The organism is Paenibacillus chitinolyticus NBRC 15660, assembly GCF_000739915.1.
In the GTDB taxonomy this organism is placed as follows: domain Bacteria; phylum Bacillota; class Bacilli; order Paenibacillales; family NBRC-103111; genus Paenibacillus_F; species Paenibacillus_F chitinolyticus.
The window spans coordinates 24,987-49,338 of sequence record NZ_BBJT01000006.1 but is presented as its reverse complement, the minus strand read 5'-3'; the positions used below and the strand labels follow the sequence as shown (position 1 = coordinate 49,338).

At 50.3% G+C, this 24,352-nt stretch carries 18 protein-coding genes, 2 pseudogenes and 2 riboswitches; of the genes and pseudogenes, 15 read left to right on the top strand and 5 right to left on the bottom strand.

Going from position 1 to position 24,352, the window contains the following annotated elements:
• Positions 1-86: 86 nt before the first annotated feature.
• The 3 genes from PCH01S_RS15570 to PCH01S_RS15560 form a co-directional block, all read right to left on the bottom strand.
• The gene (locus PCH01S_RS15570) at positions 87-1,163 is read right to left on the bottom strand and encodes a hypothetical protein (RefSeq protein ID WP_042230792.1); all 1,077 of its coding nucleotides are present in this window, start codon (positions 1,161-1,163) and stop codon (positions 87-89) included.
• A gap of 115 nt (positions 1,164-1,278) precedes the next feature.
• Positions 1,279-2,562, bottom strand: coding sequence for a YqhG family protein (locus tag PCH01S_RS31610; protein WP_042230790.1), 1,284 nt, complete (start codon positions 2,560-2,562; stop codon positions 1,279-1,281).
• Positions 2,543-4,342 (bottom strand): DEAD/DEAH box helicase, encoded by a 1,800-nt coding sequence (locus tag PCH01S_RS15560; protein WP_042230788.1) that lies wholly within the window; start codon positions 4,340-4,342, stop codon positions 2,543-2,545. Before PCH01S_RS15560 ends, PCH01S_RS31610 begins: the two co-directional genes overlap by 20 nt.
• A gap of 338 nt (positions 4,343-4,680) precedes the next feature.
• On the opposite strand from PCH01S_RS15560, the gene PCH01S_RS15555 reads away from it, so the two are divergent.
• Both PCH01S_RS15555 and PCH01S_RS15550 read left to right on the top strand, forming a co-directional pair.
• A complete protein-coding gene (locus tag PCH01S_RS15555) occupies positions 4,681-5,523 on the top strand; it encodes a lipoate--protein ligase family protein (RefSeq protein ID WP_042230786.1) in 843 nt (280 codons plus the stop codon).
• Between the two features lie 29 nt (positions 5,524-5,552).
• Complete coding sequence (locus PCH01S_RS15550) at positions 5,553-6,371, top strand: AAC(3) family N-acetyltransferase (protein WP_042230784.1); 819 nt, start codon at positions 5,553-5,555, stop codon at positions 6,369-6,371.
• A gap of 312 nt (positions 6,372-6,683) precedes the next feature.
• Here the strand turns inward: PCH01S_RS15550 and dat are convergent, their stop codons facing one another.
• Positions 6,684-7,529, bottom strand: coding sequence for a D-amino-acid transaminase (dat, locus tag PCH01S_RS15545; RefSeq protein WP_042230782.1), 846 nt, complete (start codon positions 7,527-7,529; stop codon positions 6,684-6,686).
• 548 nt (positions 7,530-8,077) lie between these two features.
• On the opposite strand from dat, the gene PCH01S_RS15535 reads away from it, so the two are divergent.
• The 7 genes and pseudogenes from PCH01S_RS15535 (at position 8,078) to PCH01S_RS15510 (ending at position 17,225) form a co-directional block, all read left to right on the top strand.
• Positions 8,078-10,696: an adenosylcobalamin-dependent ribonucleoside-diphosphate reductase gene (locus tag PCH01S_RS15535; RefSeq protein ID WP_042230777.1), complete on the top strand. Its 2,619-nt coding sequence runs from the start codon at positions 8,078-8,080 to the stop codon at positions 10,694-10,696.
• Between the two features lie 684 nt (positions 10,697-11,380).
• Positions 11,381-11,586, top strand: a riboswitch (cobalamin riboswitch).
• A 556-nt stretch (positions 11,587-12,142) separates the two neighbouring features.
• Entirely contained in the window at positions 12,143-12,436 is a 294-nt protein-coding gene (locus PCH01S_RS15530) for a hypothetical protein (RefSeq protein WP_042230775.1), read from the top strand.
• A gap of 38 nt (positions 12,437-12,474) precedes the next feature.
• Positions 12,475-13,011 (top strand): annotated as a pseudogene (locus tag PCH01S_RS29835) (epoxyqueuosine reductase QueH); the annotation flags it as partial.
• Between the two features lie 64 nt (positions 13,012-13,075).
• On the top strand, positions 13,076-14,323 hold the full coding sequence (gene glyA, locus PCH01S_RS15525; protein WP_042230773.1) for a serine hydroxymethyltransferase: 1,248 nt from the start codon (positions 13,076-13,078) through the stop codon (positions 14,321-14,323).
• A gap of 56 nt (positions 14,324-14,379) precedes the next feature.
• A riboswitch (ZMP/ZTP riboswitch) is annotated at positions 14,380-14,458 on the top strand.
• 232 nt (positions 14,459-14,690) lie between these two features.
• On the top strand, positions 14,691-15,677 hold the full coding sequence (gene pabB, locus PCH01S_RS15520) for an aminodeoxychorismate synthase component I (protein WP_053228728.1): 987 nt from the start codon (positions 14,691-14,693) through the stop codon (positions 15,675-15,677).
• A 33-nt stretch (positions 15,678-15,710) separates the two neighbouring features.
• Complete coding sequence (locus PCH01S_RS15515) at positions 15,711-16,199, top strand: NUDIX domain-containing protein (RefSeq protein WP_129112469.1); 489 nt, start codon at positions 15,711-15,713, stop codon at positions 16,197-16,199.
• 84 nt (positions 16,200-16,283) lie between these two features.
• Positions 16,284-17,225: a LysR family transcriptional regulator gene (locus tag PCH01S_RS15510; protein WP_042230772.1), complete on the top strand. Its 942-nt coding sequence runs from the start codon at positions 16,284-16,286 to the stop codon at positions 17,223-17,225.
• Between the two features lie 20 nt (positions 17,226-17,245).
• On the opposite strand, the gene metE is transcribed toward PCH01S_RS15510, so the two are convergent.
• Positions 17,246-19,516 carry a 5-methyltetrahydropteroyltriglutamate--homocysteine S-methyltransferase gene (gene metE, locus PCH01S_RS15505; RefSeq protein ID WP_042230770.1) on the bottom strand — a complete coding sequence of 757 codons (2,271 nt, stop codon included), beginning with the start codon at positions 19,514-19,516 and terminating at the stop codon, positions 17,246-17,248.
• A gap of 369 nt (positions 19,517-19,885) precedes the next feature.
• Here metE and PCH01S_RS15500 point away from each other — a divergent pair, with 369 nt between their 5' ends.
• From PCH01S_RS15500 to PCH01S_RS15480, 6 genes and pseudogenes are all read left to right on the top strand, one after another.
• Positions 19,886-20,110 (top strand): glutaredoxin family protein, encoded by a 225-nt coding sequence (locus tag PCH01S_RS15500; RefSeq protein WP_042230768.1) that lies wholly within the window; start codon positions 19,886-19,888, stop codon positions 20,108-20,110.
• Positions 20,107-20,478: a class Ib ribonucleoside-diphosphate reductase assembly flavoprotein NrdI gene (nrdI, locus tag PCH01S_RS15495; RefSeq protein WP_042230767.1), complete on the top strand. Its 372-nt coding sequence runs from the start codon at positions 20,107-20,109 to the stop codon at positions 20,476-20,478. Before PCH01S_RS15500 ends, nrdI begins: the two co-directional genes overlap by 4 nt.
• Positions 20,475-22,568, top strand: a complete 2,094-nt coding sequence (nrdE, locus tag PCH01S_RS15490; RefSeq protein WP_084706616.1) for a class 1b ribonucleoside-diphosphate reductase subunit alpha — start codon at positions 20,475-20,477, stop codon at positions 22,566-22,568. Before nrdI ends, nrdE begins: the two co-directional genes overlap by 4 nt.
• Complete coding sequence (gene nrdF / locus PCH01S_RS15485; protein ID WP_042230762.1) at positions 22,556-23,521, top strand: class 1b ribonucleoside-diphosphate reductase subunit beta; 966 nt, start codon at positions 22,556-22,558, stop codon at positions 23,519-23,521. The genes nrdE and nrdF overlap by 13 nt, the downstream gene beginning before the upstream one ends.
• Before the next feature lie 65 nt (positions 23,522-23,586).
• Positions 23,587-23,694 (top strand): annotated as a pseudogene (locus tag PCH01S_RS31385) (hypothetical protein); the annotation flags it as partial.
• Between the two features lie 247 nt (positions 23,695-23,941).
• On the top strand, positions 23,942-24,133 hold the full coding sequence (locus tag PCH01S_RS15480) for a hypothetical protein (protein ID WP_042230760.1): 192 nt from the start codon (positions 23,942-23,944) through the stop codon (positions 24,131-24,133).
• Positions 24,134-24,352: the final 219 nt, after the last annotated feature.

Sequence of the window (24,352 nt, the reverse complement as noted above, 5' to 3'; positions counted from 1 at the left end):
AAAGTTCAAAGCAAAAGTTCAAAAAAGAAGCTTCCTCAGGTTCACGGCGGAAACGGTAAACCGTTCCGGGACCCGGGGAAGCTTTTCTATGGGGAAGAGGAGGAGATACCGTCAGTCGGGTAAAACTGTCCAAGCGAAACCGCTTCGTCCAGGAGAACAAAGCGTCTGCCTTCCTGCTCGAAGGCGATAAAAGCGGCACCGCCGATCCAGCGCAGGGCGCCGGTTACGGGAAGCGGCAGCGTAAGTCTGCCCCCGAAACATTCACAGACGAAAGTCAGGGACTTGCCGGCCGCAAGGTAGGGTGTCAATTCTTCATAGGAACGGATAGGGAGCGCTTTTCGGGTCAGCCAGGCTATCTCTTCATAAGGATCGGACGGCGTGACCTCAATCGGCGTTCCGGGTGTATGTTCAAAGGCTGCGCCATGCAGCCCGAGCAAACTGGAATCACTTGATGGCGAATAATTCTGGAAGGTCCGGATTTCGCCGGTTTTGGCATCGACGAGGATACGATTGTTCCCGGCGGGAACGGTCCAAACCGCATGGAAGGCATCCGTATAAAGACGGCGCAGCCTTGTTTCCGCGGAGTCCAGCCAAGCTTGATAGGACATGGATGCAGGAATGATGGCGTGCTGCACCAAGGTGCGGTACAGCGTGCGTGTGCTGAACAGGGGATGTTCGCCTGTTCCGTATTCGATGAGCTGCAGGGTGCCGTTTTCGGCGGCGGAAACGATCAGATAGCCTGTCTCGCGGCCGTTGTCCGTCAGCAGGACGATCCAGCCGTGCGTACCCGGCCCGAGAGGAGCGACCGTCCATTTGGCGCGTTTCCAGCCCTCGAAGCCTTTCTGGCCGGCAAGACTGTCGATCCAACGTACGATGTGTTCGTTCAGTACGGTACCGGCATTGGGCGCTCCGGGAGTATCTGACGGTTCATTTGCGGTAAAATCCGCGAGAACTTCAGCGGGTCTTGTTCCGGGCAGGATCGTGTACCTCTTATCCAAAGACGCTCGTCCGGTTTCCGGCTTCATGCGTGTTGCCGGGCCGGCAAGGGAATCTTGAGCATCTTGGGCGAGGAGGGATTCAGCCTGCGAGAACGAAAGGGGCCCGGCAGCGAGCCAGACAACGAGCGCCAGTAGCGCTGCCGTCCATAAAGCTGTGCGGTTCATTTGTTCACCTGCCTGCCGTTCATTCTATAAATCTAGTGTAAGGGAATCCTTGTAAAAAGTTTGTTAAAACGTGTAGGCTGGCCCATAGGAACTTTTAGCGACTTTCGTCGCATCTTTACCTTTCGTCCGCCCTTAAATGAAATAATCCGCAATTGATGACGGATACGTGGACTCTCGGCCGGTATTGCCAGTCCACCTCTGCTTGGCGGGCCGCATAGCGGATCTCCAGCTCTTCGCGTGCTTCGGGTTCGGCTGCCGTGAGCATGCCTTCGTAATACAAGCGGACGAGCTGATGTTCCTCGGCCAGCACCTGGTTGGCACGGTCCGCCCAACGGAGGTCGGTGCGGCGGATTTTCTGCTCCAGGTAATCTTCCAGGATCGAGGCGGCCCTCGACAGGGTCAAATTATCGCCGAGCAGATGAATGTTGGCCGGCAATTTCGGTGCGAGCTTCCTCGTCAGCATAGAAGGATGGAACTCTTCGCGGATTTCTCCCGTCGTCATTTGAATGGCCAAGGAATGAACTTCGCTGCGTTTCATATCGCAGGCATACTCCACCTTGTAGTTCACATTCATCCAGCTGCAGTAGGTGAGGGGAGCGGAGCGTCCCGGCAGAGGACTGCCGGGGGCTTGCGGCGGAGCCTCGAACAGCCGGGTAAACCGGCCGTTGTTCAAGGCCGTCGCGAAGAGCTGCTGCAGGCGGCGGCTGCCGAAGGTAACCTCGTCGCGGGGGACGCGGCCGACCGGCGGAGCGGGAGCCGTGCCGAAGTACCGCCCGAGGATGCTGTCCGCGGAGCGGATCGCTTCGGGCGGACTACCGCCGCTTCCGGGCGCAGGAGCGGCGCCTCCCGGGACGGAGCCGGCAGATGCCGCCGATCCCGCTGCGCCTGCCGCGAGCGTGCCCTGCGGGCTCGGTGTCCCGCTGCTGCCCGCGGGAACAGTGCCGCCTCCGGCCGCCTGGCCTACGCCGCCCGCAGCGCCCGGGGCCGCGGAAACGGCGCCGGCGACAGCCACCGGGCCAGCCGAACCAGCCGTGCCTGCCGCAAGGCCGCCCTGGGGGCCATTGCCCGTCCCGGCGGCCTCTTGCGCCTGGCGCTCCGCTGCACCAGGCTGAGGCCCAGCGGCCCCGAGCGTCCCGTTCCGGGGCCCGGCCGGTACGGGACGAGCCGCCGCCGAGGCTGCCGCGTCCCCTTCCGGATCGAAAACGAAACGGTAGGTCATCGTTTCGGGTTCGACTCCGGTGCGCTCGACGAAGCTCCAATAGTAGGAGCGACCGGTGAGTTCTTTATCCGCCTCCGGAGAGAGGTTTACGATGACGGCGTGTTTCGTTTTCTCGATAATGCGGCAGTTGTACGCTTCCAGAAACCGCATAACAAAGCGTTCAACCTGGGCGGTATTCATGGTTCACCCCGACATTCTGCCCGATGGCGCTGAGTATGGAGCCGATTTTGGCTTTCCTTTCGTTTTCCGGCTCCAGCTCCTCCCGGATGCCGGTAAGCGAATCCCCAAGCCGGTCGATCTGACGGCGCATTTCTTCATCGGAACGAGATTCCATCATCATTTTGAATAGAGAGCTTTCCAGCGAGGCCGATTTTTTTTCCAGACGCTCCAGAATCGAATCGAGTTCGCCGATGACCAGCTCGAACATGTTTATTTTTTCGTGCAGCAGGTTCAAAATATGCTCTTCGATCGTATTGCGGGTAGAGAGATTGTAGATTCTTACGTCATCCGTCTGGCCCAGCCGGTGAACCCGTCCGATCCGCTGCTCCACCCGCATGGGATTCCAAGGCAAATCGAAATTAATCATATGGTGGCAGAACTGGAGATTGATTCCTTCGCCGCCGGCTTCGGTTGCGACAAGCACTTGGGCACGGGTACGGAAGAGGTCCATCATCCAATCTTTTTTGCCCCGGTTCATCCCCCCGCGGTAGGGAACGGCCGTAATTTTGTTCTCTTTTAAATAGTTCAACAAATACTCCTGGGACGCACGGTATTCGGTAAAAATAATGACTTTGTCATTGATCTCCCGGATCAGATTCAAGACGGTTTCGGCTTTCGTATTGGCCTGAATGCTGCGGATGCGTTCGACCAACTCCCATATTTTGGACCGGACCGGAGAGTTTTCTTCCGTTTTTTTGAACATGTTGACCAAGGTTATAAAAACAGCGTCCCGGGAGCTGCAGACTTCTCTTTGAAGGGTGACCAGCGCCAGCGTATTGCTCGGTTGGCCTTGATTTTGTTCATACTGGCCGCGGATAAAATCCGTGACACCGTCGTAAAGCGCCTGTTCCTCGGGAGAAAGCGTAAGCGTGATATTTTTCACGATTCGCTTTTTGAACTCGACATTTCCGTCGCCGCGCCGGTTGCGGATCATAATTTTGGAAAGCTCCTGCTGGAGAACGCCTTCGTTTTTCGGCATTCTTTTGGCCATGACAAAGTTGGCTTGAAAGTTCGTCTGCGCCCCGAGCTGACCCGGCTTCAGAAGATTAATCAGATTGTACAGTTCTTTAAGATCGTTCTGTACGGGCGTAGCGGTCAGCAGCAGGCAATATTTTTTACGCAGCTCACCGACGAACTGGTAATTCGTTGTTTTTTTGTTTTTGAGTTTATGGGCTTCGTCCACGATAAGCATGTCGTAATCCAGACCGAGCACGATCTCCCGGTGCGGGTCCCGCTTGGCGGTGTCCATGGAAGCGACAATCACGTCGCACGTCTGCCACATGTACGATTTTTTCTGGGCGGATGCCGCGATCCCGAATTTCTGATTCAGCTCCCGGACCCACTGCAGCACAAGCGAGGCGGGTACCAGAATGAGCGCTTTGCGTACAAGTCCGCGGATCATATATTCTTTTAAAATAAGTCCGGCTTCGATCGTTTTGCCGAGTCCGACTTCGTCGGCGAGAATAGCCCGCCCGCGCATGTCGTACAGCACTTTCTTGGCCGTATCGATCTGATGGCTCATGGGCTCGATCCCGTTCACATGCTTCAGGCATAATAGCTCGTCGAAGGAGTGGATCAGGCTCGATTTTTCCGCCTCGTAAGCAAGCTGGTACAAGGTCCAATTATCCCAGGGGCCGTTGCGGACGACACGCGACTCCCAGTCCAGAAACCATTCCCGATCCGTGTGCATGCTCAGCCCTTCATGAATCGGGCGGATGTGCTCCGTTGTCTGGTTGTTCATCTAGGCTCTGCCTCCTTCTCGAAAATGGGCCGTATCCAGGGCGCCGTCTCCCGTCCCGTCTGCCCGTCATCCGCTTGCTGCTGCCGTTATTAGCGGTCCGGCGTATGAAATCTGCAACTTTGTAATTAGTATGATCCAAAGAAGGAGGTTTCATAACGCGGCCGTATTGCCGGGTTTCCTTCGGCTCTTGCCGCCCTAGACATCCTAGCCGGAAGCTCTATCGAATGTTATCGGAAGCGCTCCTGTGCTATGATAAAGGAATGAACGTGCACGTAAAACCGATACGGGCGGGCCGGGCTTTCCGCACCTGCCGTTCTTGATAAGAAGGGAAGAAGAACATGACAACATGGCGTTATATGCATACAGGCAACCGGACGGCGGCTGAAAACATGGCGATCGACGAAGCGATTCTCATCGCGCATAGCGAAGGCAGGGTTCCTCCGACGGTCCGTTTTTACGGCTGGGGGCCGGCGGCTCTCTCCATCGGTTATTTTCAGAAGGCGCAGAAGGAGATCGATCTGGACAAAGTCGCAGGCCAAGGCCTGGGCTTCGTACGCCGTCCGACGGGCGGCCGGGCGGTTCTGCACGATGCCGAGCTTACATACAGCATCATCGTCTCGGAGCGCTATCCGGGAATCCCGACGAGCGTAACGGAAGCTTACCGGGTTCTCAGCGAAGGGCTGCTGCTAGGATTCCGGAAGCTGGGGCTGGCGGCCGAGATGGTGAATCTGGCAACTGAAGAAGAGAAGCGGAAATACGAATCGCTCGGTTCGGCGGCCTGCTTCGATTCCCCTTCTTGGTACGAGCTTGTCGTGGAAGGCCGCAAAGTCGCCGGAAGCGCGCAGGTTAGGCAGAAGAATGTCGTGCTTCAGCACGGATCTATTTTGCTGGAACTCGATGTCGAGCAGTTGTTCGGCCTGCTGCTTTTCTCCAACGAACGGATTGCGGAGCGGATGAAGCAGAGCTTTGTGCAGAAAGCGGTCGCGATTAACGATTTGCTCCGAAGCGCCGGGCTCGCACCCGTGACACTCGGGGACGTGGAAACCGCATTCCGCGCCGGTGTGGCCGAAGGCATGGGTATTGAGCTTGAAAACGGAGCATTGACTCCGTACGAACTGGAGCTTGCGGAAGAGCTGGCACGGGAAAAATACAGTTCCGACGAATGGAATTTGAAGCGATAGCGGTAATTTCGGGATGAGGTGGACGTATCATGGCGATCGACACGATTATAGAACGGACGGGGAAACGGCCGCATACGGCGGAAAGCCTTGCGGAAGATCTTAGAAGACTCGGTGTGAAAGAGGGGATGACTCTTTTGGTTCATTCCTCTCTAAGTTCACTCGGATGGGTTTGCGGGGGCACACAGGCGGTCATAGCCGCTATCCGGGACGCTTTGGGCAGTCAGGGGACGCTGATGATGCCCACACACAGCGGGGACTTGTCGGAGCCATCGGCTTGGAACAATCCGCCCGTGCCGGAGGAGTGGTGGGACGTAATCCGAAGCACGATGCCGGCTTATAAAGCGGAGGAGACCCGGACGTTTTTTATGGGAGCCTTGCCGGAAGCGTTCAGAACTTACCCGGGGGTTATGCGCAGCAGCCATCCTCAGGTTTCGTTTGCGGCGATCGGACCACAGGCGCAGAAGCTGACCGGCAGCCACTCTCTGGCTTACGGGCTTGGAGAAGGCTCTCCGCTTGCCCGTCTGTACGAGCTGGACGGTCATGTGCTGCTGCTGGGCGTCGGTCACGGCTCCAACACGTCCATCCATTTGGCGGAATACCGGGCGGAGTATGCGTCGAAGAAGGAAGTCACGAACGGAGCGCCTGTTCTTGATGGAGAAGGCGTCCGTCAATGGGTGGAGTTTCCGGATGTCGGAATCGACTCGGACGATTTCGAGCGGGCGGGCGCGGATTTCGAAGTCCGGAATTCGCCGGTCATCCGCGGAAAAGTAGGCTCGGCCGAGGCGGCTTTGATGCCGCAGCGTCCGCTTGTCGATTACGCGGCGGTATGGATGAGCCTGCACCGGTAGTGAAAGAAAGGCGGCCGCTGCTTGATTGCTCCCGTATACGGCGATGTATGGCTGCCCCCGTCATGTGAGGCTAAGAACCGCGTGGCGGGAGCCTCGCGCGGTGCGGGATACGGGACGCGACGCGCGCAGCGGGGGATGCCGGCGTTCGCACCGCCGGGTTATCCGGCGCGGGCCGGGGCCGAGCCACGGAAGCCGGACGCGTACCGGATGGACCGGGCGCTGCAGGATGCGGATGGCAGCCGCGGTAGAAAAAAAGGCCTCCAAACCCACTCTAGAGTGTGGTTTGGAGGCCTTTTTTGCTGCACCGCAGGGTCAGCGGCTTCCAGCCGGAATCGACGCCTCAAAGGCCTGCTGGAGCAGCCGGGTAACGGGACCGGGCTTGCCGTCTCCGACGGGCCGGCTGTCCACCAGCACGACCGGCATAACTTCGGAGCCTGTGCTGGTAATGAAGACTTCATCGGCCGAGGCGAGTTCCTCGGCCCGGAAAGCTTCTTCACGCACGGCGATGCCCAGACCTTCGGCAAGCCGGAGAACGAGCGAGCGGGTGACGCCCCGCAGGATATGATGATCGGCGGGATGAGTCTTGACGATCCCGTTTTTGACGATCATCACGTTGGACGCGCTCGCTTCGGTGATGACGCCGCCGCGGCTGAAAATAACTTCGCCCGCCCCGCCGTCAAGAGCCTCCTGCTTCAGCAGCACGTTCGGGAGCAGGTTCAGCGATTTGATGTCGCACCGGTGCCAGCGGATATCCTCCCGGACGATGGCGGAAATCCCGTTTTCCAGATCTTTCAGCGGACGCAAAAACGGGGAGCACCAGCCCGTCACGACCGGCTCCGCCGCAGCCGCAGCCGGAAAGGGATGAGAACGAGGAGCGGCGCCTCGGGTGATCTGAACGTAAGTGAGGCCGTCGGGGATGCCGGCAGTCTCCGTAAGCCTGTTTAGCAGATTCTCCAGCTCTTCGAGCGGATAAGGAAGGCTAATCCGGATTTCCGCCATACTGCGGCTGAAACGTTCCATGTGCCCCTGCACTTCAAATAGCCGGCCGTCGTAAATACGGAACACTTCGTAGACGCCGTCTCCAAAATAATAGCCCCGGTCGAGGGGAGAAATGCGGACTTCTTCGTCCGGTACAAGTTGATTTCCGAAAAGCATCATCGGGTAAATTCTCCTTTAAGTGATCTTTCTTTCTGATGGCAAAATAAGCGCTTGTATTGGCAAGCGTGTCCGGGCGCAGCCGATTGAAAGTAAATGTATGTAGGGGATAATACGAAAAATTACCCAACTGGCGAACGTCCGTTTCTTTTTTAGGCGGATCTGTTTATAGTATATAGGGGAAAGATTGTCTTACACAAATGGGCCGATGGTCTGCATGCACGGAGATCGGCTGCAGCGATTTTTTGCAAAAAATTACATGCGGTCACCGCGGCTCTTATCCTTTTACAGGCTTGAAATGTCGAAAATTGTCGTTTTTTATGAAAGTGTCGTAAACGAAATAAAGAGCAAGGCGAAGAAAAAGAGAGAAAACAAGCTCATGGATTTTATTATCCCGTTGAATTCATTCGCAGTTTATTCGTAACACAATATCTAGTGTTGTATAATCTTTTAAGGACACTATATATAGTACTTACGTACATACCGCGAATTTCGCGCAGTGGTGCGGGTTCCCGGGTGCAGGTACATTGATTTGGGAGGGTGTTGCCGTTTTGAAGACGATGCAGCGGAAAAGTTTGGAAGGTTTGAGTGAGAAAATCTTTTTGGATCGTTATGCGTTAAAAGATGCGGACACGAACAATACGAAAGTCGGAGACGTGGTGCTTGTCCTGACCAAGGACGACCCGAAATTTCCGGCCAAGGAAGTCGGGGAAATCACCGCTCGAGATGGGCGTAATGTGACGGTTAAGCTGCGCAGCGGCGAAACGATTGAGTCGAACATCGACAGATTGACTCTTAATATAGAAAAAACGCCGGATGAGCTGTGGGATCGCCTGGCCAAGGCCATGGCTTCCGTGGAAGCGACACCGGAAAAACAGAAGGAATGGACGGAAAAATTCCGTTACATTCTGGACGACTGGAAGCTTGTTCCGGGAGGCCGCATTGCCGCAGGTGCGGATGCCAGCGACGAACTGACGCTGTTCAATTGCTATGTCATCCCGTCTCCGCATGACAGCCGCGGCGGTATTATGGCAACTTTGTCCGAGATGACGGAAATTATGTCCCGCGGGGGCGGGGTCGGAATTAATCTTTCGTCCCTTCGCCCGCGTCGCGCGATCGTTAAAGGCGTTAACGGCTCTTCCAGCGGTTCCGTGTCATGGGGAGGCCTCTTCAGCTATACGACGGGCTTGATCGAGCAGGGCGGCAGCCGTCGCGGCGCTCTGATGCTCATGATCAACGACTGGCACCCGGACCTGCTTGATTTTATCACCGTTAAATCTACGATGGGCCAGATTACGAACGCGAACCTTTCCGTTTGCGTAAGCAACGGCTTTATGAAAGCGGTGAAGGAGGATCTGGACTGGGATCTCGTGTTCCCGGATACCACGGATCCCGAATACGACGAAGTTTGGAACGGCGATCTCAATGAGTGGAAAAAACTCGGAAAAGCCGTAAAAGTGTACCGCACGGTCAAAGCCCGTGAAGTTTGGCATACGATCATCGAATCCGCATGGCGCTCCGCGGAACCGGGCGTCGTGTTTATGGAGTACTATAATCAGATGTCCAACAGCTGGTACTTCAACCCGATCATCTGCACGAATCCTTGCGGAGAGCAGGGGCTTCCGGCCTGGGGCGTCTGCAACTTGTCCGCCGTCAACCTGTCCAAGTTTTATGACGAGGAGAATGACGATGTCGCCTGGGACGAGCTGGGCAAAACCGTCCGTTATTCCACGCGTTTTCTGGACAACGTCATCGACAAGACGCCATACCACTTCGAGGAAAACCGCGAGAACCAGCAGGGCGAACGCCGTGTCGGACTTGGAACGATGGGGCTGGCCGAGCTGATGATCAAGCTTCGCATCCGTTACGGAAGCCCGGAATCTCTCGAATTCCTGGATAAGATCTATGGTTTCATGGCTCGCGAAGCTTACCTGGCTTCCTCTGAAATTGCCGGGGAGAAAGGTTCTTTCAAGCACTTCGACACCGAGAAATTTCTGCAGAGCGGCTTTATGAAAAACATGCACGAGGTTTATCCGGAAGTGACGGAATCCGTCCGCAAAAACGGAATGCGCAACGTGACGGTCATTACGCAGGCGCCGACGGGAAGCACGGGAACGATGGTGGGAACTTCCACCGGTATCGAGCCTTATTTCGCTTTTGAATATTTCCGCCAAAGCCGTCTCGGTTACGACAAGCAGTTTGTGCCAATCGCGCAGGAATGGAAGGATGCCAACAAGGATCAGGACCTGCCGGATTATTTCGTGACATCCATGACTTTGTCGGCAGAGGATCATATCCGCGTTCAAGCCGCTATCCAACGCTGGGTAGACAGCTCCATCTCCAAGACGGCGAACTGTCCGGCCGATTTCACGGTCGAAGAAACCGAACGGCTGTACGAGCTTGCCTTCGATCTGGGGTGCAAAGGCGTGACCATCTATCGCGACGGCAGCCGTGACGTACAGGTACTCAGCACCGGAACGGACAAGGACAAGAAGGACGAAAAGAAAGCCGAAGCAGCCGTACCTGCGCCTGAAGTTCCGACAGAAGCACCGTCTGTGGCGGTTGCGGCGGAACCGGTTGTCCAAGCAGATGCGATTTCCGGGAACGTCTTCGATAAAGAATATAAACGCCGTCCGCAAATTCTGCGCGGCGCTACCTATAAAATCAATACGCCGTTCGGTATGGCGTACATTACGATCAACGATATGAACGGCTCGCCGAGCGAAATTTTCCTCAACGTGGGAAAAGCGGGCTCGGACGTCTTCGCCATGGCGGAAGCGCTCGGCCGCGTCTGCTCCTTGTTCCTGCGCTACGGCGATCACGGGAACAAAGTGAACCTGCTGATCAAGCATCTCAAAGGCATCGGCGGTTCGGGTGCTATCGGCTTCGGCGCCAATCGCGTCGAGTCCATCGCCGATGCGGTCGCCAAAGCGCTTGAAATGCACGAAGAGGCGATGGCCGGCGAAGCGGGAGCGGAGGCATACGTGACGGCCACGAAAGAAGTCGTGCATGAAGCGCCGGATGCTCTGGGCCATGCCGCACCTTCCGCAGGGGCCGCGCCTGCCGGGCTGTCGTCGCTCGACTTGTGTCCGTCCTGCGGCTCCGCTTCGCTCGTGAACAGCGAAGGCTGCAAGAACTGCACGAACTGTGGATACAGCCGCTGTTCGTAAGAATTAAATAAGTTAAGTAAAGTCCTTTAGTACTGTGATTTTTCATTAGAAGTGAGAAACGTACCATTAAAGTTGATAAAACTTTTCAAATTTAGTGATAAAACAGTCGCTATACAGTTTTTTGTATAAATCTAAAAAAGATGAGGAGGTTACTTCCTCATCTTTTTTTGGAGGTTAAAATGTGTCCTACTCTCCAAAACATATGTTAATAAGACCTGAACCATTTTTTGATGAAAGTCTTTATGGATACCTCTTTAGAGTTGCTAGTGTAAATTTGTGCGATATAAATTGGTTTCGTAAACAATCTGTAAATCATAAAAAAGCTTCTAGTTTTAGGAAATTCGACATCCTGTTTATGAATGTTGAAGAGATAGAGAGGTTTTCAGAACTACTTTCTAAAGACGCATGCTCATCAGGCACAGGGACATGAACTTAATGGTTATAGCTTAAATCTATATTCAGGTATAAATTATTGGTATTATGTAATATTCATTTAAATATGTTATCTTACTTGTATAGGTAGTTTACGATGTAGGGGAATTATGAAAATTACTCGTCTAGCGGGAAATAAATGTAAATTTTTCTCTCTTTCAGAAATAGTTTATTAAATTATGGACTATATCTGTTGCTCTTGTTTTTGCCGTTCATTGTTAGTAAGCTGTAGGAATAATTAATTTTGTATAAATTGCATAATCGAGAACAGGTGTCTGATCGGCGAGCGTGCTTGTCGTTCTGACTTAAAAGGGAAGTTCGGTGCAACACCGACGCGGTCCCGCCACTGTAACGGAGGAGCAGGCAGCTCAACCAGCCACTGATCTACATTGATCGGGAAGGCCGCTGCCGAGTGAGGATTCCGGAGCCAGGAGACCTGCCTGTTCTGACAGCACTGCTGTACCTACGGGAGATAGGGAGGTGTTAGATGAACCGTCATAATGTACGATTATGAAGGCGTCTTTCCCTATGTTTTTTCACGGGGAAGACGCCTTTTATTGTTTTTAGCAGATGCAACACGCTAAGACATCTACAATTATGCCGTTTATGGGGAGGGTTCCGTTGATGCGGCACGAGTTGATACATTTTTTGTCTCATGTAAAAGATGAGCAAACAATGATTAAGGTCACTGAAAACCTGAATGCCGAAGCATACCATAGCCTGCTACATCATCTGGAATATACTTCCTCGGACACACAAGAGCGATGGTTGAAAGTATTGAGCAAATTGCTTCGTTAGATTAGTCAGCGAGAAAAGTCTTGCGGGTGTGCAAAAGATCTTGAATTTCATCTAATAGCAGGGGCTGACTAAGCTCTGTCCCCGCTTACGCTCTGATAAAAAATCGATGTATAGGCTACATTCTCCACTACCGCCCCTCAAGATGTCAAAGTTGAAATATTGGGATTCAGTGAGAAAACAGGAGAAAATATTACCTTACAGTGGGAGGGTTAAGGATTGTTTAATCTTGAAGAAATCAAAAAAAGAGAAAATTACTTTAGGAGCCTTTTAAATGCAGATACATCAGGAAAAAATTTCCTCGATAAGAATTTTGAAGAAGTAAAACAATATTTAAGCGATAAAAAGGATTTAATCGAGGCATATGTACGTCTACAAACTGAGATAGAATATGTTAAACCAGTACATCTGAAAGAACGGAAAGGAAATATTACCAAAATTGGGTATCGAGGTGCAGAATATGCAATGATTCATCCTACTGCCATGAGAACTAAAGGGGGAATATTCAAATAAAGTTTTACTCTTTATTAAAAGGGTAAGGATGCCAAATAAAAATGATTAAAGATTGGGAAGCGAAGAACGAAAGACCAAAAGTGTTACTGCATTCATGTTGTGCTCCTTGCAGCACTTCTTCACTGGAATTTCTTGCAGAACATGCAGATGTTACAATCTTCTTCTCAAATTCGAATATCCATCCTAAAAGTGAATATATGCGACGCTCTAATGAACAAAAGGTTTTTGTAGAAAAATTCAATAATCGTACAGGGCACACAGTAGGATTTATTGATGATGACTATCGTTCGAATGTATTTTTTAAAATGGTAAAAGAAGAAGGTTTGGCAGAAGAGGCAGAAGGTGGACTTCGTTGTTCAGCTTGTTTTGACATGAGATTGGATCGTTCAGCTGAGGTAGCGCAAGATGGATATCAACGTTCAATTGAAATGTGTAACGAATATGATGTTTTCCGTCAATGTTATTGTGGATGTTCATATGCAGCAGATAAACAAGGTGTAGATTTACGAGCAGTGAACAAAGATGCTATAAATTATCTGAAAGAAAATAATCTTAGTTTGAAGAAAGAGATTTAAATGAATCAATTTTATAATTTAAAAATCTTAGTGGTTCTATATCGGTATAATGGAGGATTGGAAAATGGAGCAGTTACGTAAACAAGATCCTAAAATTGTTGAGGCTATGAATTTAGAAGTAGGCCGTCAGCGTAACAAGATCGAATTGATTGCATCGGAGAACTTTGTAAGTGAAGCTGTACTGCAAGCAATGGGTACCGTTTTGACAAATAAGTATGCAGAAGGCTATCCAGGTAAACGATACTATGGTGGCTGTGAATACGTCGATATCGTTGAGGATATTGCCCGTGAACGTGCCAAAGAATTGTTTGGTGCTGAGCATGTGAATGTTCAACCCCATTCAGGCGCACAAGCCAACATGGCTGTGTATTTGGCTGCGTTGAAAGCTGGGGATACCGTTCTAGGCATGAGTCTTGCGCATGGCGGTCACTTGACTCATGGAAGTCCTGTGAATGCATCTGGCATTTTATACAACTTTGTTTCCTATGGAGTTAGAGAGAGTGATGCAAGGCTTGATTATGATGAGGTTCGAAAATTAGCCTTCAAGCATAAGCCTCGGATGATCGTAGCTGGTGCCAGTGCTTATCCGCGTACCATTGATTTTGAGTCCTTGGCGTCTATTGCAAACGATGTGGGAGCATTGTTCTTTGTTGATATGGCACATATTGCAGGGCTTGTTGCAGCGGATCAGCATCCAAGCCCGGTACCCCATGCGCATTTTGTTACCACAACCACACATAAGACACTTCGCGGACCTCGCGGCGGCATGATCTTATGCCGTAAGCCCTGGGCAGCCGCTATCGATAAGGCGGTATTTCCTGGAACACAGGGAGGCCCGCTAATGCATGTGATTGCAGCAAAAGCGGTTTCATTTGGCGAAGCACTCCAACCCGACTTCAAAGTGTATGCTGAGCAGGTCGTGAAGAATGCGAAAGCTTTGTCCGAGGCGCTGTTGGCAGAAGGAGTCAATCTTGTCTCCGGAGGAACGGATAACCACCTGATGCTAATCGATCTTCGTAGTCTAGATATTACGGGCAAAGATGCAGAGCATTTGTTGGACGAGGTTGGAGTTACTGTGAATAAAAACGCTATTCCGTTCGATCCTGCAAAGCCAATGATAACGAGTGGTATTCGGATTGGGACCGCAGCAGTTACCTCCCGGGGGATGGATGAGGGGGCCATGCAAGTCATTGCTAAAATCATTGCCTTGACACTTAAAAATCCGTCAGATGAAGCTATTCATGAAAAAGTACGAGACATGGTTAAAGATGTGTCTGCTCAATTTCCGCTTTACCCAGGCCTTCAATATTAGTAATACCTTCATAAGGGGATCCGGTGCTATGTACCGGTTCTTTTCCATTTGAAATATCAGATATGTGTACCTGGCGAAACGTGGCCAACCACGAGGGAGCACATATTCATATCGCCGTTCACCTGGGGAAAGTATTTGATCTTAGGATTAAATACTTTTTTATTTACTACGGGGAATATTGAATGAGGCACTACTAAAAGTTTTCTATTTAGCAAGAGAATTGGAGGATAGGGTGTGAAACGCGAACCAACCGTTATTATCGATTTTAATCAGGCAAGATTAAAGTTTGAGAAGCCTCTGCAGGTTTGGCAAACCAGCAAATTGGAGAATGTCCGCGAGATTTTTGAGAAGGTACAGGAGGCCATCAATGGACAGTACTATGTGGCAGGTTATGTTTCGTACGAGTGTGCCCCCCGCTTTCGATAAACATTTCAGCGTTTGTGAGCCTGATGAAGAGTTTCCTTTAGTATGGTTTGGAATCTATGAGAAACCTATACATGATGACGATATAGGGCAGAAGGGTGGATACTCCGTTTCAGACTGGAGGACAGACACGACCCGAAATGAGTATAGAAACAATATTGAACATATTCATGCCGCTATTGCCAGGGGGGAGACCTATCAAGTTAACTATTCCACGCGTTTGAAAGCAGAGTTTAGTGGTGATGAATTGGCCTTCTATGAAGATTTGCGAGATCCCCTAACGAATTACTCCGCATATTTGAATGTAGGTCGCTATCGTATCGTATCAATTTCACCGGAACTTTTCTTTCACTGGGACGGAGATACTATTCGCACAAAGCCAATGAAAGGTACGCTATCTAAACCGGGTCACCAACAAACATTGTTCGAATCTGAGAAAAATCGCACAGAGAACGTGATGATTGTGGATCTCTTACGGAATGATTTAGGTCGGATTGCCAATACAGGCAGCATTAGAGTTCCAAATTTATTTGAAATCGAAGAATATCCAACTCTGTACCAAATGACCTCGACCATTGAAGCAAGTACAAAGCCTGGAGTTACACTGTTCGATGTATTTCAGGCTATGTTCCCATGTGGTTCTATAACCGGAGCGCCTAAAATTTCTACGATGAAGATCATTTCTTCTTTAGAAAAGGAGCCTCGCCATATCTATTGCGGTTCTATTGGGCTTGCTGTACCTGGTGAAGGCATCACATTTAACGTGGCCATCCGCACGGTCCTTTTAGATACTCATACTCAGCAGGCTGTTTATGGAGTTGGAGGAGGAGTCATTTGGGATTCAACTACAGAGGATGAGTATGATGAAATGAGAACGAAATCTAAAGTGTTGACTTATCGGTATGACGAATTGGAGATAAATGCTGAGTAGCCGTTTTTAACAAAAGATAAGTTGGTGGTAAGTGTGAATTATGAGTTTCCTGGTGCCTTGCCAAATCAAAATATAATATTAACGAGGACGAGTCTAATTGAAGAAGCTAACTGTGTGCTGATTTTCGCCTTTTACAAAGGGAAATTGGTTCTTGTTAGACATCATTGTCGCGGATGGGAATTACCTGGGGGAAATAGAGAAGAAGGCGAGTCAATTATACAAACGGTTATCAGGGAGATGTATGAAGAGGCCGGTGGGGAGCTCGAGTCGATTGAAAGGATAGGACAATATTTAATCTATGAGCAGGGGCATCTTGTATTTGTGAAAAATATCTATATCTCCAAGGTGAGCGTTCTTAGGGAGTTGCCGAATGGGTTTGAAACCGATGAGGTTATGCTGCTTGAGACAATTCCAAAACAGATTGAAATTATGGAAGATCCCGCGTTTAGCCCATATATGAAAGACAGTGTTTATCTCATTGTTGCTGAATGGATCAAGGGGCATCCGTTCACATCCTTGTAGGACACGTAGCGAGTGGAGTTGTGGGTTGGACAATCGCTCGAACGAGTGAAACGGAGCATTATTCTGAAGTGAAGGGGGATTCCAATGACCTTGCAGCAATTGAAATATATTCTGACCATCGTAAGTTGCGGCTCCATAAGCGAAGCGGCAAAGAGGCTGTTTATTTCGCAGCCGAGCTTGTCCAACGCGGTGAAAGAAATCGAGATGGAAGCCGGTATTGAAATTTTCCTTCGATCGTCCAAGGGAATCGTGCTATCAAGCGACGGAGCGGAGTTTTTATCCTACGCTAGGCAAGTCGTGGAGCAAGCCGAGCTTCTCGAGCAGCGGTACATGAATCGTAAGCCTTCGAAGAAGCTGTTCTCGATCTCAACACAGCATTACGCCTTCTCTGTGCAGGCTTTCGTCGGACTGCTGAAGGAGCTTAACGTGGACGAATACGAGTGCACGCTACGCGAAACACGCACCCACGAGATTATCGAAGACGTACGGAATATGAAAAGTGAGCTCGGAATCATCTATATGAGCGAATTCAATCGAAAGGTGATTCAGAAGATATTAAAGGACAACGAGCTGCGATTTCATCCGCTGTTCCAAGCAGAAGCGCACGTATTCATCAGTGAGGAGCATCCACTTGCCTCTAAGTCGCTGCTGGACATTGAAGATTTGGATGACTTCCCTTGTTTGGCCTTTGAACAAGGCGAATATAATTCCTTTTACTTCGCGGAGGAAATACTCAGCACACGAACGTACAAGAAGAAAATTCTGGTCAGTGACCGCGCCACGCTATTCAACCTGCTGATCGGGCTCAATGGCTATACCATTAGCTCGGGCGTACTGAATAAGGATCTTAACGGGGAGCAAATCAAATCCGTAAGGCTTCGTACGGACGAGAGCATACAGGTAGGTTACATCGTGAATCAGAAGGCGAGCTTGAGCCAGCTGGCCGCTGCCTACGTTCTGAAGCTCAAAACGGTCATTACGGATTTCGGCTATCCGATCATAAACCAAGAGGATGAGCTCGCTTGAGCCCATCCTCTTGTATGTTATTACAATGTTGCTCTTACATCTTTGGCTGCTTGGACAAGGTTCTTCAAGCTGGCCCACGTTTCAGTGACACCGCGAGTTTTAAGTCCGCAGTCCGGGTTAACCCATAGCTTGGAAACCTCGATCTTGTCCAGCATGCGATCGAGTCCTTGTTTAAGCTCTTCAACGCTTGGAATCCGAGGCGAATGGATGTCGTATACGCCTGGGCCGACTTCAGTACGGAAGCCGCACTCGTTGATTGCGTCGATGATGGCCAAATCTGAGCGCGACGCTTCGAACGTAATGACGTCGGCGTCCATCGCATCGATATCGCGAATGATATCGTTGAACTGGCTGTAGCACATGTGGGTATGAATTTGTGTTTCGGCTTTGACGCCGCTATGTACGAGTCTGAAGGCAGGAATCGCCCAGCTCAAGTACTCGCTTTGCCAGTCGGAATGACGCAACGGAAGCTTCTCTCTTAATGCGGCTTCGTCGATCTGGATAATCTCGATGCCGTTGGCTTCGAGATCGAGTACTTCGTCACGAATCGCAAGACCTATCTGAAGAGCGCTTTCCTTCAGGCTGATATCTTCACGAGGGAACGACCAGTTCAGGATCGTTACCGGACCTGTCAGCATGCCTTTGACCGGCTTGTTGGTACGGCTTTTCGCGAACGCCGAGTATTCTACAGTAATCGGCTTGCTGCGGCTAATATCGCCCCATACGACCGGTGGTTTTACGCAGCGTGTTCCGTAAGACTGCACCCAAGCGTTCTCAGTGAAGATAAAGCCATCCAAGCATTCACCAAAATATTCGACCATGTCGTTGCGCTCGTATTCGCCATGAACAATGACGTCAATCCCGATTTCTTCCTGCTGTGCGATGCACTCCGCGATTCGGTCAAAGTTGAATTGCTTATACTGTTGCTCAGTGATGTTGCCTTTCTTGAAGGCTGAGCGGTTCGCGCGGACGTCAGCCGTCTGAGGGAACGAACCAATCGTCGTCGTAGGTAACGGCGGTAGATTGAATTTCGCTTTCTGAATCGTTTCCCGCTCGGCGAAGGCAGGCAGTCTCGTGAAGTCGGCGTCCGTCAACTCCGCCACTCTCTTCTGTACCGAGTTGTCGTTCGTGAGGCGCGATGCGCTGAACAGCTTCTCATTCTCCGTATAAAAAGCGGAGGCTTCAGGGCTCGCTTGCTCCAGGATCGACTTGAGTTCTGCAAGCTCACGCAGCTTTTCTTCCGCGAACGCGAAATATTGCTTATTCGCCGCCGTCAGCTTCGTTTCGTGCTTAATCGTGTAAGGGACATGAAGCAGCGAGCATGAAGTGCCGAGCACGACTTGGCTTGCATGCTTGCCGATCTCATGAGCGAGGGCAATCGTCTGCTTATATTGGTTTTTCCAGATGTTCTTGCCGTTGATTACGCCGGCGAACAGCACCTTGTCGCTTGCGAAGCCATGCTTGCGCACGAGGTCCAAAGACTGCTTGCCCTCGACGAAGTCGATGCCGATCCCGTCGAACGGCAGCGCTTGAAGCACCTGATAGCAGTCGCGAACGTCTCCAAAATACGTTTGCGCGACAACTTTTACGCTGCCTTTGGCGGACAGGATGCCGTTATAAAGCTCCGTGAACAGCGCGATATCTTCCGCAGTCAAATCCGTTACCAATGCAGGCTCATCCAGTTGAAGCCATGCTGCGCCGAGAGTGTTCAATTGGTTCAGGACAGCCGTATAAGCTTCGACAACCGCAGGCACGAAATCCTTCGCTTTCTTAGAGCCGGTGAATCTCGCGAGCTTGAGCAGGGTGAATGCTCCGATCAGTACAGGCTTGGTTGCGATACCCAGCTGTTTTGCTTCCGTAAATTCGTCGAACAGCTTCGATCCGGCCAAACGGATGCTTGTCGTATCGTCGATTTCGGGCACCATATAGTGATAGTTCGTGTTGAACCATTTTTTCATCGCCAGCGCTTTAACGTCGCCTTCGTTGCCTTGATAGCCTCTCGCCATTGCGAAATACGTCTCCAACTGGCTTAGGCCGAGCGCTTGGTACCTTTGCGGAACGATCCCAAGCAAGCAAGCCGTGTCGAGCAGTCCGTCGTAGAAGGAAAAATCGTTGGACGGAATGAAATCGACGCCGTTCTCCTGCTGAAGCTTCCAGTTTGCCGTTCTAAGCTGAGCCGCCGTTTGTTGCAGTTCTTCAACGGGAAGTACGCCTTTGAAGTATTTTTCGGATGCGAATTTAAGCTCTCTGAGCGCGCCGACTCGTGGATAACCGATAATGGATGTTTTCAATTGTAACAGCTCCTTGCGTGAATGTTGGCTTTAGTATAGAGTGCGGAAGCTGTTATCGAGAAACACAAAAAAACTATACCAAGGCATAGTTTTTTTCTATGGCCCAAACGAAAAGCTTGTCAAATCAATATATTGATGAGAAAGGGCTGAATTTTCCGATAACATACTGTATATTGTATTATTGATGTATGAGTGCTAAGATAAATATATCTCTATTACATCGTTAATATAATATAGATTCTATGGTGCAGTACGCCGGTGGCATAAGACTGGATACTTAAAACGAGAGTCGAATGATGTCGGTTGTCGTGCGCTTATCCCTGAGGCTGCTTTTTTATAAGACCAAAACGAAACCGGAGGAGAAACGGTATGAAGCTCTATACGAAAACGGTATGTCCGAAATGCATGTGGATCAAATCTGAAATTGCGCGTTCTGGTATCGCGGTTGAGATCGTCAACATCGATCATGACGAAGCGGCGCGTGAAAGACTATTAGAAGCGGGAGTCATGAGCTTGCCGGTTATGGAAGCTGGCGGTGAGTTTATTTTCGATACGAACGAAATGGTCAAACTTATGGAGCAGGTGAACGTATGATTGCTTTTGCGAGCCGTACAGGCAATGTTCGATACATTGTTTCGCGGCTTCGGTTGCCTGCGATCGAAATCGAAGAAGACCTTATGCTTGCGGAGTCTTTTTTGCTTTTTACATATACGGATGGGCTGGGAGAGATCCCAGCCAAGGTGAAGTTGTTTCTCGAGAGGAACGGCAAGCTTTGCCGCGGCGTCATCGTGAGCGGTAACAGCAATTTCGGCCATAACGTATTCGGCGGAGCCGGTGATGCGATCGCGCGGCAACTGAAAGTACCGCTCGTGCGCAAGATCGACTTGCGCGGCTTCCCGGAAGACTATGAGGTCATTCACGACTATTATGAGCAATGTTTCCGAAAGGAGCACATCGGATGAAATCCTATTTGAAATTGAACAACGAGGTGCTGAATCAATACAGCCGGACGGGAAAGCTGGATCTCGCCAAGGACAAAGAGGCAACGCGCCGCTACTTTTTGGAGCATGTCAACGCCAAGCTGCGTTACTTCATCGATACGAGAGAAAAAATACGTTATCTCGTCGATGAGGGTTACTATGAATCCGAATTTTTGGAGCAGTACGACATGTCTTTCATCGAGCGGCTCTACGAAAAGGCGTACGCTTACGAATTTCGATTTCCTTCGTTTATGAGTGCGAGCAAATTTTATGAAAGCTATGCCATGAAAAGCAGGAATGGCGAGGAAATTCTCGAGAAGTACGAGGATCGCATCGTTATTACCGCATTGTACTTGGCGCAAGGGGACGAACATCTGGCGGAGCGCGCGGTAGAGGTCATGATGTCGGCGTATCAGCCGGCAACGCCAACCGCGCTCAACAGCGGCAAAAAAGCGCGCGGGGAGCTTGTCAGCTGCTTTAAGCTGACGATGGACGATTCGATGAACAGCATTTCCGAGAATATAGGTTATTGCCTGGAGCTGTCCCGTTTAGGCGGAGGTGTCGGCGTAAACGTAACTGACCTCAGACCTCTCGGCGATCCGATCAAAGGGATATTGAACCGCGCGAGCGGCGTCATGCCGGTCGCGAAGCTACTTGAGAATTCTTTCTCCTATTCGAACCAATTGGGTCAACGCAACGGCTCCGGCGTTATTTACTTGAACATTTTCCACGCCGATATTGAGAACTTTATTTCTGCAAAGAAGCCGAACGCCGATGATAAAATCCGTCTCGCGACGTTGTCCACGGGCATTATCGTTCCGAGTATCTTTTTCGAGCTGATGAAGCGGGACAAGGACGTCGTGCTTTTCAGCCCGTACGACATTTACAAAGAATACGGCAAAAGGATGTCCGAAATCAGCATCAGCGAAATGTACTATGAGTTGTTAGACAATCCGAACGTTCGCAAAATCAAGCGGATCAATGCCCGCAAATTGTACACGGAGGTCAAGAAAGCGCAGTTCGAATCGGGGTATCCGTTCGAGGTGTTCGACGATCAAGTAAACGAGAAGCATCCGCTGCGCAATCTAGGCCGGGTAAAAATGTCTAACTTGTGTACGGAAATCCTGCAGGTTCAATCGACGAGCATCATTAATGACCACGACAAAGAGAACGAATACGGCTTAGACGTATCCTGCAACCTGGGTTCTCTTGACATTCATAAGGCGGTGCAAGAGGACGATTTCGAACAATTGATAGATACGTCGATGCGTCTATTGACGGACGTATCCATGATGACGGAAATCAAGAATGTTCCGTCGGTTGCGAAAGCGAATCGCCTCATGCATTCGATCGGTCTTGGCCTCATGAACCTGCATGGCCATTTGGTGTCTCAAGGAATTTTGTATGGCTCGAAGGAGTCCGTTCAGTTTATTGACGCATTTATGGAAGCTGTCAACTACTACAGTTTACTTGCGTCCATGCGGATTTCCCAGGAGAAGAAAGCAACGTTCCACGGTTTCGAACAGAGCGACTACGCGAACGGTAGTTATTTCGAACAATACGTGTCCAAAGAGGTTACCGAGCTGCCGGAGCAAGTGAGAAAGGCGCTTGGCAACGTTCCGGTGATTACGCAGGAGATGTGGCGCTCTTTGAAGGAGCAGGTCATGGAACACGGTTTGTTCAATGCCTATCGCCTCGCGATCGCGCCAACCGGAAGCATCTCTTATATCCGGAGTAGTACGGCTTCGATTGCGCCATGCACGGAGAAGGTAGAGATCCGCGATTACGCCGACAGCCGCACCATCTATCCTATGCCGTTCCTGAACAATGACAACATCTCCTTATATAAGGAAGCTTATGAAATCGATCAGTATCGAATGATAGACCTATACGCAGCTGCTCAACGTCACATTGACCAAGGTATATCGATGACCTTATACGTGACCGATCAATGGACGACCGAGCAGTTGGCCCGATTGTACATCTACGCCTGGATGAAAGGAATCAAGACGGTGTACTACGTGCGTCAGCGCCTGCAAACAATTGAGGAGTGTGTCTCATGTTCGATTTAAAAGCATTCGAAGCCGTTAACTGGAATCGCAGCCAGCATGAGCTGACCAAAGTTTTCTGGGACCAGCAATGGAAGCAGATCTGGTTCCCGGAAGAAATCGCGGTCAGCAAAGACATCAAGCAATGGCAGGACTTCGCGCATCAAGATACCTATAAGAAGGTGCTCGGAGGCTTAACGCTGCTCGACACCATTCAGACGAATATCGGAATGAACGAAATCGCACGATTTGAGCCAAATTTGCAAGAGAAAGCCTTGTACACGGTGTTCGCTTCGTTCGAAGCCATTCATGCGAAATCTTACTCGTACATTTTCACGACCTTGTGCACGAATAGCGAGATCGACGCAATCTTCGACTGGGTCAAGCGCAACGAGTATTTGCAATATAAGGCGAAGCGAATCAGCGACGTATATCTTTCGATCAAAGAAGGCGACGAGGTAACCTTATGGAAGGCGATGTTTGCGTCGGTCATGCTCGAATCCTTCTTGTTCTACTCCGGGTTCTTCTTCCCGCTGTACTTGGGTGGACAAGGCACCCTGCGGAACAGCGCGGAAGTTATTTCGCTCATTCTTCGGGACGAGTCCATTCACGGCGTTGCAATCGGGTTTTTCGCCCAGCAGCGTTTCAAGCAGTTCACGGCGGAACAGAAGGAACAGCTGACGGTCTGGGCCTACGAGTTCCTGCTCGATCTTTACCACAACGAAGTAAGCTATACGAACGACTTGTACGCGGAAACTGGACTTAGCCCTGATGTCAAAAGCTACGTCCGCTATAATGCGAACAAAGCGCTCATGAATATCGGCTTTGAAGTCATGTTCCCGGACGAGGAAGTGAACCCGATCGTCATGAACGGAATTCGCAATGAGGGCTCGACATATGACTTCTTCTCACAGAAAGGCTCCACGTACGCAGTAGCGAAGGTCACTCCGATCACAGACGATACGTTTCGATTTTAACACTGGGCACCCTTGTCATGAGGGTGCCTTTCATTTCGCCATTTGACCCGTTAGAGAGTGTTGCAAGGCTTGATTACGATGAGGTTCGTAAATTAGCAGTTAAGCACAAGTCTCGTATGCTTGTAGCCGGTGCCAGCGCCTATCCGCGTACCATAAATTTTGAGACTTTGGCTGTTTTACGGAAATGATTGGAGGTAGCTAGTTTACTCGACATGCTGTACCTCCCTAATTTTATTTAGAAGTAGTAATAGAAGCTACTTTAAGAAAGACGAACTACTACCAAAAACAAGCATATATAATAAACATGATATAAAAAGGAGACCACGGTTTCACCCAAAAGCAACCCCTATCCAATATGGACGGAGGTTGCTTTCTTTGTTTTGCCTGCATCATCACTTCAAAATGAAAAGGAGAATGACAATGGACCACACGCAACAACAACGATTGCTAGATTTTCTCAAACAAGAATTTAGCCCGGATGATACGATTCACTTGTTAGCTATTTCCGCTGTAGAGCAATTACATGAAGAATATGGCCTTGTAACAACGGCGCCGCCCTGTTTGTATGCAGATTCTAGATTAGAAGAGCAGTTGAACACGTATTCAACGTAAACTGGATTGAGCTAGAGATGGAAGTATTGAGTTATGCGAGTTGATATATTATGAAACAAAGATCCCGTATATATACGAGGGCCTTGCATTGAAATTCTCATTTTAAATGAAAAATCACAGCAGTGCAGTACTAAGAGCAACTAATAAAGCAATACTGGAAGGTGTGTGATTTTTCGTATACATCATTCTGCGTTAGAGGTAATACGTTAAATAAGTTTG